Below are 13033 nucleotides of genomic sequence, written 5' to 3' on the forward strand. Positions count from 1 at the left end.
TATGCGCGCCCGCCTCCTTCTTATCCAATCAATAAATCACGACGCCGCGGATGCTTTCGCCCTTGTGCATCAGGTCGAAGCCCTTGTTGATGTCTTCGAGCGGCATGGTGTGGGTGATCATCGGGTCGATCTGGATCTTGCCTTCCATGTACCAGTCGACGATCTTCGGCACATCCGTGCGGCCGCGCGCGCCGCCAAAGGCGGTGCCCATCCAGTTGCGGCCGGTGACGAGCTGGAACGGACGCGTGGAGATTTCCTGGCCGGCGCCGGCAACGCCGATGATGACCGACTTGCCCCAGCCGCGATGCGAGGCTTCCAGCGCCTGGCGCATGACCCTGGTATTGCCGGTGCAATCGAACGTGTAATCCGCGCCGCCGATCAGGTCGCCATTACGCTTCGTCATGTTGACGAGATAGGGCACGATGTCGTCGCCGACTTCCTTCGGGTTGACGAAATGGGTCATGCCGAACTTCTCGCCCCAGGCCTTGCGGTCGGGGTTGATGTCGACGCCGATGATCATGTCCGCGCCGGCAAGGCGCAGGCCCTGCAGCACGTTGAGGCCGATGCCGCCGAGACCGAAGACGATCGCCGTGGAACCGATCTCGACCTTGGCGGTGTTGATGACCGCACCGATGCCCGTCGTCACGCCGCAGCCGATGTAGCAGACCTTGTCGAAGGGTGCGTCAGGGTTGATCTTGGCGAGCGCGATCTCCGGCAGGACCGTATAGTTCGAGAAGGTCGAGCAGCCCATGTAGTGATGGATCTTGTCCTTGCCGATCGAGAATCGCGAGGTGCCGTCAGGCATCACGCCCTGGCCCTGGGTGGCGCGGATGGAGGTGCAGAGATTGGTCTTGCGCGAGGTGCAGGAATAGCACTCGCGGCATTCCGGCGTGTAGAGCGGAATGACATGGTCGCCCTTCCTGACCGAGGTGACGCCCGGTCCGACATCAACCACGACGCCTGCGCCTTCATGGCCGAGAATGGCCGGGAACAGGCCTTCCGGATCGGCGCCCGACAGGGTGAAATCGTCTGTATGGCAGATGCCGGTCGCCTTGACCTCAACCAGCACTTCGCCGGCGCGGGGGCCTTCGAGTTGAACGGTCATGACCTCAAGCGGCTTTCCGGCCTGAATGGCAACTGCGGCGCGAACGTCCATATCTTATCTCCTGGCATTGTCTTGTGATTGAACAGGGCTGTTTTGCCCGAGCTTGGCTGGAGGGACAAGGGGCAAAGCCCGGTTTGTCGCCCCGAAGAAAACTGCATTGCCGAAATCGGCCCCGTCATGCACGGCATGATGGCCGTAATTCATACGTTCTAATTTATTAATAAATGAATTAAGCATATGAATTTACAGCATATTTTCCGATTTTTGTTGGCCTTTGGTTTACGGTTTCCGTGCTAATGACCCCGTGGATTTTAAGAGGTCGGCGAGAACTCCTCCCGAAAAAGCGTTCGCCAATCGACAGGCAATTTTCAGCACCCGGCGGCGGGCCGGATATTTTTTAGCGTGGCAGAAAGCCCGGCGCACCGCTTTTCACAGCGCGCCTTTCCCGCCGCGATGAGCGACATGAAACGGTGTTTTCAGGATGAGCAGGCGGATAAAAAAAACAGCGCGGAAAAGGAGCCTTTTTTCGTCGCTCCTTAGAGACCACTCGGGCACCTTCGCTATCATGACCGCGCTGCTGCTGCCGGTTTTCATCATCTTGCTGGGGTTGCTTTTTGAAGGCGGCAGGGCGCTGGCATATTACAACCAGTCCAAGCGGGTCATGGCCATGGCGTGCGAAAGAGCCACCAAGCCGACGCGCACCTATACGTTGCTTGACCGCGTCAGGCGTGACAACGTGGCCGCGGCCTTCGATGCCATGATTCAATCCACCAAGCAAAAGGTCCTCTCGCGCCAGGTGGAGGTGGACTGGACCACGACGAAGATCAAGGCTGAGTTCAGTTACGGTCTGATTTTCTCGGAGATGTTCAATCTCGATAAGCTGAAATATCGCCTTGATGAGTCCTGCGAAGGCATCCCGCCCTATCCCGAGGACGATGCGGTCATCATTGACAATATGTTCGAGAGCAATGCTCTCGGCGTCGAGCGAGTTCTGAAAAACGGCGTCACCAAGGAAACCCCCGGCGGCTGCTGGGGTGTCTATCCATATTCGGAAATCGGATGGGATGGCGGGACCGGACCCGGCGTAGAGTTGCAGGACTGGAGCAGCCCCTGCTGTCGCCGCAATCACAACTGGCAGGGTTATCCGGCGGGCATGGAGAGCAAGAAACTCAACGGGGCCCCCACCGCGAACGATTTGGCCTGCACGCTGAAGGAGGCCGATAAGGTAAAGACCACCGACAAGAACGGAATTGAAAAGAAGGCGGGCACCGAGCTCTCATTGCCAACCCGTTATGTCATGGAACTCGACAGCGACTGGGGACCGCCTGCGCCCGGCAAGAAAAAAAATATCGAAGCCAATAGCTCGATCTACAAGGATGTCGAGCTTCACCCCGGAATATATAAGATCATGGTTTGGTATAGTGGGCGCCGGGCCGTCGAGGACGTCGAAAAAACAAACGGAATCAAGATTTCGCTACAGCAACGGCTCCCCACCCTGAAACCTCAGCAGAAGGTGTGGGAAATGGCTCAGGATAAAAACAATATCGCTTGGACGCCGAGGGATTACAGTTTCAGGGTCAAGGCTTACTCCATCTATCGGGTGACGATCGAAGCTACCGGACTGAGCGACAGCTTCGGCGGCATCATCACGGGCTTCCAGCTTATCTATGTGGATCGAATGGAAGAAGGCTGAGATGAAGTCTTTTCTTTCCCCGCGTCAGGATAAAAGCTGCGGCGGCCCGCGCGGATGCCGGTTCACGCATGGGGCATGTTACCGGCTGTTTGGCGACCGAAAGGCGGCAACGGCGGTGGAGACGGCGCTGCTGTTGCCGCTGTTTTTTGCGCTGATTTTCGGGGCGCTCGAAATCGGCCTGCTGATGCTCTATTATCTCTATCTCTCTTTTGCCTCGAATGCGGGCATCGAGTATCTCCGCAAGGCGGCGGCGGACGGTAAACCGGCGACCGAGATTGCGCTGCGTAAGGCAATCGCCTCCCGTTTCATTGGAGGGACGGACGAAGCCAATCTCAAGATTGCCCTTTTGCCGATTCCCGACGACGACATTGCCGAAGCCAAGGTGCCCATACCGATCGTGAACGATTTCCGCCCGCCCGCCGATACCGCCGGGCAGTACATTCTGGCGATCGGTTACAAATGGAATTTTTTGATGCCGACGACGCGTATCCTCGTGCCGGACACCGGCGGCATTCATCAGTTGCGCAACATTTCCCTGGCGATCACTGCCGTGCGGGTGACCGAATGAAAAAGACGACACAGTTTTTGCGTCTTGCTGGTTTTGGCCGTTGCCGCTCTGGCGCTGCGGCGGTGGAAATGGGGCTTCTGGCACCGCTGCTCGTCCTTATGCTTGCCGTGGTCATTGAGATCGGGCGGGGCTGGCTGAGCTATGACCGGTTCATGACGATCGTCGACAATTCAGCGCGCTGGGCGGCAAGATTTCCTGAATTCGAGGAAAGGGTGCGCACGGGGGTTCCGAGTTTCGTCGTGCTTTCCGGCAGCGGCATTCTCCAGACGGGCAAACTCGACCTGACATTGAGAAGCGTCAAACTGGTGGATAAGGTCGCCCGGCTGCAATTTCCCGCCCACAATTTTCTGGGCTCTGCCGAAGATGTGCCGTGGGAGAAAACCGTGATCGCCAACGGTTTCGTCGCTCAGGACGCTATCATTGTTGTCTCTGGGCGGTACAGCTATCGGCCTCTGATCGCTGCGGTGGCCGATATCTCGCTCAAATTCGAATATGTCGCGGCGGTCAACCCGTTCTTTTCCCAGCGATATCCTTACCAGAGCGGCAAATCGGATTTCGCAAAGTGGAACCTCAAGCGCTCGCCATTCAAACCGAACTGATCGGCCTCAGACAGCCTCTGTCTCGGCCTGGCTTTCGCCGAGCCACGCCGCACAATCCCGCAACGCCCGCGCTGCAATCAGCTGGCGTTTCATGATCGTCTTGTCCTTGCCGCGAAAACGCTTCACGCCATCAGGCTTGACGATGGAGCCGGGTTCCAGTTCCGGGAAGAGGCCGAAATTGATGTTCATCGGCTGGAAGGAACGTTTGCCCTGCTCATCATCGGAGGAGAGGTGGCCGCCGGTGATGTGGTTGAGGAGCGAGCCGAGCGCGGTGGTTGCCGGCGGCAGGCTCGGGGCCTCGCCCTTCTGTTCGGCGGCGGCGAAGCGACCGGCCAGAAGGCCGACCGAGGCGCTTTCTACATAACCTTCGCAGCCGGTGATCTGGCCGGCGAAACGCAGGTCAGGCCGGGATTTAAGCTTCAGCGAGCGGTCGAGCAGAACAGGGGAATCGATATAGGTGTTGCGGTGCAGGCCGCCGAGGCGGGCGAATTCCGCATTTTCGAGGCCCGGAATCATGCGGAACACATCCGCCTGGACGCCGTATTTCAGTTTGGTCTGGAAACCGACCATGTTGTAGAGCGTGCCGAGCGCATTGTCCTGGCGCAGCTGGACGACGGCATAGGCCTTGACGGTCGGGTTATGGGCGTTGGTCAGGCCCATCGGCTTCATCGGGCCATGGCGCAGCGTCTCGCGGCCGCGTTCGGCCATGATCTCGATCGGCAGGCAGCCATCGAAATAGGGCGTGCCTTCCCATTCCTTGAAACCGACCGTGTCGCCGGCAATCAGCGCATCGATGAAGGCGTTATACTGCTCCTCGTTCAGCGGGCAGTTGATGTAATCCTTGCCAGTGCCGCCGGGGCCGACCTTGTCGTAACGCGACTGGTACCAGCAGATATCCATGTTGATGCTGTCGCGGTGAACGATGGGGGCGATGGCGTCGAAAAAGGCGAGCGCATCCTCACCCGTCTCGGCCTGGATGGCGGCGGCGAGATCCGGTGAGGTCAGCGGGCCGGTGGCGATGATAGAGTTGCCCCATTCCTTCGGCGGCAGGCCGTTTACCTCTTCGCGGACGATCGTCACCAGAGGGTGACTTTCCAGCTCTTTCGTCACTGCTTCAGAAAACCCGTCGCGGTCGACGGCGAGCGCACCGCCGGCCGGCACCTGGTGTCTGTCGGCGCAGGCCATGATCAGCGAGCCGGCAAGCCGCATTTCGGCATGGATGACGCCCACGGCGTTCGCCGTCGCGTCGTCGGAGCGGAACGAGTTGGAACAGACCAGTTCCGCCAGCGTATCGCCCTTATGCGCATCCGTGCCGCGCACGCCGCGCATTTCGTGCAGGATGACAGGGACGCCGCTTTGCGCGATCTGCCATGCGGCTTCCGAACCGGCCAGTCCGCCGCCCACGACGTGAATGGGAGAAGTGGTCTTGTCTTGCATGCTGGTGTCCATGGCCGGCCGCGGGGCAAAGGCTCCCGTCCGGCGGCTGTCTTTCGAGTGATTGTTCCGCGGGTCCCGAAGGACGCTGCATTGTTTGCGGATGCACTAGCATGCATGGCCGGGGCAGCCAAATGTTTTTGGGGTGGGGGATGTGAGGGAGGAGATGTGGAGCGGGCGGTTGCCGCTTGTTTCTTCTCCCCGCCGGGGAGAAGGTCGCGGCAGCGGGATGAGGGGGCGAGGGTGCGGTCTATCGCTGGGGTTGCCCCTCATCCGATCCTTCGGGCCACCTTCTCCCTGGCGTGGAGAAGAAATATGCCGCGATGCCGGGCGCCTTTTCAAAGGCCAGTTTCTCCAGCCAAACCCCAGAATCTAAAACGGCGCCGGAGGCGCCGCTTTCTCTAACCTGTCGCTCAATCGTCGCGCCCTGGAGGTCGGGCAGCGGGACGACCGTTTACGCCTTAGCGGAACGAACGGGCTGCTACGTTACGGATGTCGTAACGGGTCAGGCCGATGTCGCTCAGAGCCTGGTTGGACAGACTGCCAAGTTCGTTGATCGTGCGGCGGTAGGAGATCCAGTTCTTTGCGATGCGGATGGGGTTCATAATCGTTTCCTCAATCTATCTCTGTTGATTTCGTCTGCCGGCTCAGTGTTTCTCTGTGCTCTCGGCTGTTGAGGTTTATATATAGACATTGAGCCATGTTGTGCAGTGCAGAATTTAGGCTACTGCCATGCATTTGTGCACTATGTCGGCTAAATTTGCGGCTTTGAGTATCGGTTGGGCAAAATATGAGCGGAAATGCCTGTGTTTCAGGCGGTTTTGACTGATTTGGCAGCTTTTGGCGGCGTAGGAGAGGCTTTCCGGTGTGAAAAGCAGCCTTGAAGAGGCTCTAGCGCGATCCAGGCCAGTGCAATTGGTCGGCCCATCGATGCATTTTTCATCTGCCGATACGGCGAGTGGCTGCGCAGTCGCCCAAAACGAAAAAAGGCCGGAGGCGGAAGCCTCAGGCCTTTTTGGGTAGGTCGTCTCGCATCCGCCGCAAGAAGCGGCGGGGCGTATGATTAGATGCCGACGGCGGTGCGGGCGACGCGGCGGATGTCCTGACGGCCAATGCCGAGGTCATTCAGTTCGCGGTCGGTCATGCGGCCGAGTTCGGTTACGGTCTGACGATACTTGCGCCAGTTGGTCAGCGAGCGTGTGATGTTCATTTTCATCTTCCTCTTCGTGCTGTTCAGTCTCTACGGCCAGTCTTGGGAGGCTTTGGTCCGGGGCTGAACTCGATCTCTGTATGACCATGAATATAATCGGTTTAATCAAAACAAAAACAGACAAAGCAAGATGTCACCTATGCATTAAACGCAAGGCAAGCAGGGAAATCGACCTGATTGCGGCGATCCGTGCATAATTTGTGACCAATTTGTGTGCTTTTGGTGCTCGAAAGGGGTCGGGCGTTGCGAATCCAGAGGGAATGGCCGGAAACGGGATGGGCGGGCCGCAGAAGCCTCGAATTACAGATATGAAGCGGGGGCGGCAATCCGGCAATATCGGTTGCGGGAGAGGCTATATATAATGTCAATGTAGCCGCATAAATATTGCCCGCTTCCCGCCTGCGTCCATGCGGGTGTGCCGCTTGGGGCGGGCCGGCAAGGCGAGGGGGGTGGACGCCCCTCGGTTTCCCGTTTTCAGCCCAGAATCGTCTCGGTTCCGCCCCTGTGCCCCATCTCCTGGCGCCGGCGGCAAATAAGCCTGGAGGGCGGCTGCCTCTTCCCGCGGGCGCGGGCAACAAGAAAAGTCCGGAGGAAACGAAAGGCGGGGGAACGGCGTGCTTGACCCTTTCAGAACATTGTGACATACCGCCGCCCAACGTGCGGGTATGGCGGAATTGGTAGACGCATTGGTTTTAGGTACCAACGCTTCGGCGTGGGAGTTCGAGTCTCTCTACCCGCACCACAAGCAAAGCATGGCTGTGCCACGCTTGCGCCAGAGTGCATCTTTATAAGATGCGGGGAGCTTCGGGGTTCTTTTCTCCCCTTTGGTCTTTTTCTCCGGTGCAGGCGAAATGGTGTCCGGCAGGCGCTTGTGTAAAGAAATAAGGGAAGCCACGGCCGGGGAACGACGTTTCCGGCGCAGTGCTCGAAAGTAAACCAACGGCTGTCTGAGCACCGCCGCCATGATGTGAAGGTTTGAGAAAATGCAGGTTATTGAAACGCTCGCTGAAGGGCTGAAGCGCGAACTCAAGATCGTTATCCCGGCTGCCGACATGAAGGCTCGTCTGGACGAGCGCCTGGTTGACGCCAAGGACAAGGTTCGCATCAACGGTTTCCGTCCCGGCAAGGTGCCGATGGGCCACCTGAAGAAGATGTATGGCAAGTCCATCATGGCCGACCTCGTCAACGAGCTGGTTCGTGAAAAGCCGTCCGAAATCCTCTCCAGCCGCGGCGAGAAGTCTGCGACGCAGCCGGCCATCTCCATGACCGAAGACGAGCAGGAAGCCGAAAAGATCCTGTCGGCCGAATCCGATTTCGAATTCACCGTCGCCTATGAAATCATTCCGGCCATCGAACTGAAGGCCAATGACGGCATCAAGGTTACCCGCGAAGTTGTTGAAGTCTCCGAAGACGAAATCAACGAGCAGATCCTCAAGATCGCTGAAAGCGCCCGCACCTACGAGACCAAGAAGGGCAAGGCCGCCGACGGCGACCGCGTCACCATGAACTATCTCGGCAAGGTTGACGGCGTTGCCTTCGACGGCGGCGCTGCTGAAGACGCTGAACTGGTTCTCGGCTCCGGCCGCTTCATTCCCGGCTTCGAAGACCAGCTCGTCGGCGTCAAGGCCGGCGACGAAAAGACCATCACCGTGACCTTCCCGGCCGACTATCCGGCTGCGAACCTCGCAGGCAAGGAAGCCAACTTCGACATCACCGTCAAGGAAGTTGCTGCCGCCGCCGCAGTCGAAATCAACGACGAACTGGCCACCAAGCTCGGCCTCGAATCGGCTGAAAAGCTGAAGGAAATCGTCAAGGGCCAGATCGAAAGCCAGTACGGCAACGTCACCCGCCAGAAGGTCAAGCGTCAGATCCTCGACCAGCTGGACGAGATGTACAAGTTCGACACGCCGGCTGGCCTGGTTGACGCCGAGTTCGACAACATCTGGCGCCAGATCAACACCGATCTCGCCCAGTCCGGCAAGACCTTTGCTGACGAAGACACGACTGAAGAAGAAGCCCGCGAAGAATATCGCAAGCTGGCTGAACGTCGCGTCCGTCTCGGCCTCGTTCTCTCCGAAATCGGCGAAAAGGCCGGCGTTGAAGTGACCGAAGAAGAAATGCAGCGCGCGCTGTTCCAGCAACTGCAGCAGTTCCCCGGCCAGCAGAAGGAAATCCTCGATTTCTTCCGCAACACCCCCGGCGCTTCCGCTTCGCTGCGCGCTCCGATCTTCGAAGAAAAGGTCATCGACAAGCTGCTCTCCGAAATCTCGGTAACGGACAAGACCGTTTCCAAGGAAGAGCTTCTGGCTGACGACGGCGAAGAGGAAACGGAAACCAAGAAGAAGGCTCCGGCCAAGAAAAAGGCTGCTGCCAAAGCTGACGCCGCTGAAGGCGAAGAAGCCGCTCCGAAGAAGAAGGCTCCGGCCAAGAAGAAGGCCGCCGAAGGCGACGCCGAATAATCTTCTTCAGTGCAAGCTGATTGAACAGAGGGCCGTGGCGAAAGCTGCGGCCTTTTTGTTTGGCGCCGGTTTCCTGGCAGTATTGCCCGCTCGGTTTCGGGCTTTTGACATCGTTGCAGCATTCTTAATCATTATCGTTTGAGACCGTGGCCGCCGAACCGGAAGTATCGGCACCATCGCCACGACGCCGGGGAATGTTGAAGGGTCGTTTTATGGGTGTCAGAAACTATTTGATTGAGGGTGTTTCCGGGACCGGTAAAACCTCGGTGGCAACGGAACTCCAGCGCCGTGGCTATCATGTCATCCACGGCGACCGTGAACTTGCCTACAAAGGTGATCCTGAAACAGGCGAACTGGTCGATCTCTCGATGTTTCAAGGCGATGAGGATATTGTCTACCGTCATCGGCATCATATTTGGGATGTCAAAAAAGTGCAGGCGCTGGTGACTGATCGACGTCACGCGATCACGTTCTTTTGCGGCGGCTCAAGGAACTTTGGGCGTTTTATAGACCGCTTCGATCAGGTCTTCGTTCTGGATATCGATGTCGCCACCCTGCAAAGGCGGTTGATGGAGAGGAGTGAAGACGAGTTCGGCGGAAAGGCGGACGAACGTGAATTTGTCTTGCGACTCCATGCGACGAAAGAAGACCTTCCCGCCTCTGCAACGGTCATTGATTCCTCCAGGCCTTTAGACGCTGTGGTCGACGATATCCTGGCCCGCTGCGTTAGCCCGACCTCAGGAAGTCAGCAACACGGGGCTTCTTCGTTTTGATCACAATGCGGTGCAGCATGATTTTTTGCTGCATCTGCTCTTGTTCATCTCCCGTTCATCTGGCACCCTGCGCAGCATGATTTGCCCCGGTCGCGGAACGCGGCCGCTCGGGTACTGTGTGCCGCTTTTATGCGGCCTCATCGCTGCCAAACCATTGGCCTTGAGCTTTTACCGTGCCTGCCGGGTCTTCCGGCGCGCCCTTAATCTGCCAGGGGACAAATATGTCGCTCCGAACGGGTTCTGCCCTTGTATTGTCGTTCTTTACCGCCGCCACGGCCGCTCATGCCGATGAGGCCGGGCTGATCTGGAAACCGGTCAAGAATTCCGATCGTTCCTACACGGCGCGCATCGGCGCCAAGCTGCCAGTCGATACGCCGATCCGGGCGGGGCTGGAAATGGGCATGAATGCCTCGAGGACGGGGCAGGTGGTGGATACGCCGGTGCGCCTGTGGGGCAATGTCACGCTGCTGGCCGAACAGCTGCCGGGTGTCTCGCTTGCGCGCGATGTCGGTGTCATCGTCAATGCATTGACGGGATCGAGCAGCCTCTCCATGACATCGCAGCAGAAGCGCATCGTCACGCCGGAACTGGATATCGAGGCGAACCGCAATTTCACCGTGCGGTACGACGGCACGGCGCAGCAATGGAACGGGCTGGATGTGTCGCAGTCGCTGCGCCTGTCCCGCGCGGAAACCGGCACGGCCTTCGTGCTGACGGGGGCGAGCCGTAACAGCTTTAACGAGTTCAGCAGCGGCGTGGCCGTGGAGCAGAAGATCGGCGATAATCTGACGGTGCGCGGAACGCTTGACCAGGGTTTTGCGGATCATTTCCGGCCGGGGGTGAGTGCGCGGTATAGTATTCGGTGGTGAGGGGGCCTTACCGGTTGTCGGATGAATGAGCAGAAACGATAGGCATTCTCCGCCCTGCGCGGCGTCATCCTTGGGCTTGTCCCAAGGATCTAATCACGTCGTATAAAATTGCGGCGTTGCAGATGCTCGGGACAGGCCCGAGCATGACGGAGGAGAGGGTTGCGCATATCGCAACGAACTCTCCTCGCAACAAAAGCCTAATCCTTCTTGATCTCACCCATGCGGTTCCACGCATCGAGCCCGGCAATCTTGTAGGCTTCGGCAAGCGTCGGATAGTTGAAAGTATTCTCGACGAAATACTCCACCGTGCCTTTGAGATTCAGCACCGCCTGGCCGATATGCACCAGTTCCGTTGCGCCTTCGCCGACGATGTGGACGCCGAGCAGGCGGCGGGTTTTCAGCGAGAAGATCATCTTCAAGAGCCCGCTGTCGAGACCCATGATGTGGCCGCGGGAGGTTTCGCGGAAATGGGCGATGCCGCATTCATAGGGAATGGCGCGTTCGATGACTTCTTCTTCCGTCAGGCCGCAGGTGGAGATTTCAGGCACGGCATAGATGCCGTAGGGGAAAAATTGCGGCGGTTCGCCGGCCGGTGCGCCCACGGCATGGCGGGCGGCGATGCGGCCCTGTTCCATGGACGTGGAGGCAAGGCTCGGGAAACCGATGATGTCGCCGGCGGCATAGATGTTCGGCACCGAGGTCTGGAAGGTCTCGGGATCGACCTTCAGGCGGCCGCGGCTGTCGGCCTCCAGCCCGCAGGCCGAAAGGTTGAGCGTATCGGTAGCGCCGACGCGGCCGGCGGCAAACAGCACCGTCTCGGCCTTGAGGACGCGGCCATTGCCGAGCGAGACGAGGCATTTGCCGCTTTCGTCGCGCTCCACCTTTTCCGCCTTCTGGCCGAAGATCAGCTTCATGTTGCGGTCGCGCAGCTGATAGGCGAAATCCTCGACGATTTCCTTGTCGATGAATTCCAGCATCGTTTCGCGCGGCTCCACCACCGTCACCTGCGTGTCGAGCGCGCTGAAGATGGTGGCATATTCGATGCCGATGACGCCGGCGCCGACAACGATCATCGAACGCGGCAATTCCTTGATCTCGAGAATCTCGTCCGAATCGAGCACCGCCTCGCCATCGAAGGGAATATGCGGCGGCCGGTAGGGGCGGGTGCCGATGGTCAGCAGGATGGAGGTGGCGGTAACGGTCATGATTTCACCGTCGTTTTTCACCACCTTCATGGTGTTGGCGTCGATGAAGCTTGCCGTGCCGCGAATGTGCTGGACGCGGTTGCGGGCGAACTGGTGCTCCAGCACTTCCACTTCGTGATCCAGCGTGATGAGCAGGCGGCGGCGCAGGTCTTCGGCGTCGATCTCCTGCTTGACACGATAGGCGCGCCCGTAAAAACCGCGCTCGCGCCAGCCGGTGAGGTTGAGCGCCGTTTCGCGCAGGGTCTTCGAAGGGATGGTGCCGGTGTGCACCGAAACGCCGCCGACGCGGCTGCCCTTCTCGATGACCAGAACCTTCTTTTCGAGCTTGGCGGCCTGAATGGCGGCCCGTCTTCCCGCCGGACCGCTGCCGACAACAATCAGATCGAACTGGTGCATGAAAAACCCCGGAACAGAATTATTGCAATGACCGGATGTCGCATCCGGCATGGCGTCGCCGCGAAATGGTCGTGATGCCATTTTGACGATGGGGAGTGATTCCCCTTCAGCCTTGCCCGCAAGAGTGCAATGCAACAAACGCCTGCGTCAATCTGTAGCGTAAGAATCTGACGGATTCGTAACTGGGGGGTGAGGTTTCAGGAGGTTGTGCGATTCTTAGTGGCGCGGAGGTGCGTGGAGCTTACCCCCCTCTGCCCTGCCGGGCATTTCCCCCTCAAGGGGGGAGATCGGCAAGAGGCTCTTTTACTGCTCCATTCTCAAGCGTTGAGATGGGCGAGGCCTTGCCGCAGATCGATCTCCCCCCTTGAGGGGGAAATGCCCGGCAGGGCAGAGGGGGGTAAGCCCCACGCTCCTCCCTTCACTCCTGAAAAAGCCTCAAAAACCCAACAGCTTCATCCCGCCCGGCGTTGCCGGTCGGGGATACCCAGCGTGCGTCGGGCGATTGCCCGGCTGCGCTTCGGTTGGGGTTGGTGTGGGTCGGATGCGTTGCGCAACCGGGTCTTTCACCATGCCGTATCTCGCAAAGGGCGGTGCACCGCCTGTTGCGAAATGGTCCTTTCCACGAACGTTGCCAGCGTTCCCACCACAGGACCGTCCCTTGGTTTCCGCCACGTCTGGCAGCCACCCGGCAGGACTGCGTTCACTCTAACAGCGCGCCGCGG

At 59.0% G+C, this 13033-nt stretch carries 12 protein-coding genes and 1 tRNA gene; 8 read left to right on the forward strand and 5 right to left on the reverse strand.

The annotated features are described in order from the left end of the window. Positions 1–28: 28 nt before the first annotated feature. Positions 29–1156 carry an S-(hydroxymethyl)glutathione dehydrogenase/class III alcohol dehydrogenase gene (locus WDZ78_RS05565; protein ID WP_425672513.1) on the reverse strand — a complete coding sequence of 376 codons (1128 nt, stop codon included), beginning with the start codon at positions 1154–1156 and terminating at the stop codon, positions 29–31. 351 nt (positions 1157–1507) lie between these two features. On the opposite strand from WDZ78_RS05565, the gene WDZ78_RS05570 reads away from it, so the two are divergent. Genes WDZ78_RS05570 through WDZ78_RS05585 form a run of 4 tightly spaced genes read left to right on the forward strand, consistent with a single transcriptional unit; the run spans position 1508 to position 3965 of the window. After that, the gene (locus WDZ78_RS05570; RefSeq protein WP_425672514.1) at positions 1508–1645 is read left to right on the forward strand and encodes a hypothetical protein; all 138 of its coding nucleotides are present in this window, start codon (positions 1508–1510) and stop codon (positions 1643–1645) included. A gap of 25 nt (positions 1646–1670) precedes the next feature. After that, a complete protein-coding gene (locus tag WDZ78_RS05575) occupies positions 1671–2798 on the forward strand; it encodes a pilus assembly protein (RefSeq protein ID WP_425672515.1) in 1128 nt (375 codons plus the stop codon). A 1-nt stretch (position 2799) separates the two neighbouring features. Next, positions 2800–3366 (forward strand): TadE/TadG family type IV pilus assembly protein, encoded by a 567-nt coding sequence (locus WDZ78_RS05580; RefSeq protein ID WP_425672516.1) that lies wholly within the window; start codon positions 2800–2802, stop codon positions 3364–3366. Continuing rightward, a complete protein-coding gene (locus WDZ78_RS05585; RefSeq protein WP_020012705.1) occupies positions 3363–3965 on the forward strand; it encodes a TadE/TadG family type IV pilus assembly protein in 603 nt (200 codons plus the stop codon). The genes WDZ78_RS05580 and WDZ78_RS05585 overlap by 4 nt, the downstream gene beginning before the upstream one ends. 6 nt (positions 3966–3971) lie before the next feature. On the opposite strand, the gene trmFO is transcribed toward WDZ78_RS05585, so the two are convergent. The 3 genes from trmFO to WDZ78_RS05600 all read right to left on the reverse strand — a co-directional run bounded on the left by trmFO (position 3972) and on the right by WDZ78_RS05600 (position 6609). Further along, positions 3972–5414 carry a methylenetetrahydrofolate--tRNA-(uracil(54)-C(5))-methyltransferase (FADH(2)-oxidizing) TrmFO gene (gene trmFO / locus WDZ78_RS05590; RefSeq protein ID WP_425672517.1) on the reverse strand — a complete coding sequence of 481 codons (1443 nt, stop codon included), beginning with the start codon at positions 5412–5414 and terminating at the stop codon, positions 3972–3974. Positions 5415–5860: 446 nt separating this feature from the next. Beyond that, positions 5861–6004 (reverse strand): DUF1127 domain-containing protein, encoded by a 144-nt coding sequence (locus tag WDZ78_RS05595; RefSeq protein ID WP_003495735.1) that lies wholly within the window; start codon positions 6002–6004, stop codon positions 5861–5863. Between the two features lie 458 nt (positions 6005–6462). Beyond that, complete coding sequence (locus WDZ78_RS05600; RefSeq protein WP_003502992.1) at positions 6463–6609, reverse strand: DUF1127 domain-containing protein; 147 nt, start codon at positions 6607–6609, stop codon at positions 6463–6465. Positions 6610–7268: 659 nt separating this feature from the next. On the opposite strand from WDZ78_RS05600, the gene WDZ78_RS05605 reads away from it, so the two are divergent. The 4 genes from WDZ78_RS05605 to WDZ78_RS05620 all read left to right on the forward strand — a co-directional run bounded on the left by WDZ78_RS05605 (position 7269) and on the right by WDZ78_RS05620 (position 10710). Further along, a tRNA-Leu gene (locus WDZ78_RS05605) sits at positions 7269–7351 on the forward strand. A gap of 241 nt (positions 7352–7592) precedes the next feature. Further along, positions 7593–9068 (forward strand): trigger factor, encoded by a 1476-nt coding sequence (gene tig / locus WDZ78_RS05610; RefSeq protein ID WP_425672518.1) that lies wholly within the window; start codon positions 7593–7595, stop codon positions 9066–9068. A 212-nt stretch (positions 9069–9280) separates the two neighbouring features. Next, complete coding sequence (locus WDZ78_RS05615) at positions 9281–9841, forward strand: AAA family ATPase (RefSeq protein WP_034501517.1); 561 nt, start codon at positions 9281–9283, stop codon at positions 9839–9841. A 221-nt stretch (positions 9842–10062) separates the two neighbouring features. After that, positions 10063–10710: a hypothetical protein gene (locus WDZ78_RS05620; protein ID WP_425672519.1), complete on the forward strand. Its 648-nt coding sequence runs from the start codon at positions 10063–10065 to the stop codon at positions 10708–10710. Positions 10711–10907: 197 nt separating this feature from the next. On the opposite strand, the gene sthA is transcribed toward WDZ78_RS05620, so the two are convergent. Next, the gene (gene sthA, locus WDZ78_RS05625) at positions 10908–12311 is read right to left on the reverse strand and encodes a Si-specific NAD(P)(+) transhydrogenase (RefSeq protein WP_425672520.1); all 1404 of its coding nucleotides are present in this window, start codon (positions 12309–12311) and stop codon (positions 10908–10910) included. Between the last annotated feature and the right edge of the window lie 722 nt (positions 12312–13033).

The sequence above is a fragment of the Agrobacterium sp. M50-1 genome (genome assembly GCF_049843495.1).
GTDB lineage: Bacteria > Pseudomonadota > Alphaproteobacteria > Rhizobiales > Rhizobiaceae > Agrobacterium > Agrobacterium radiobacter.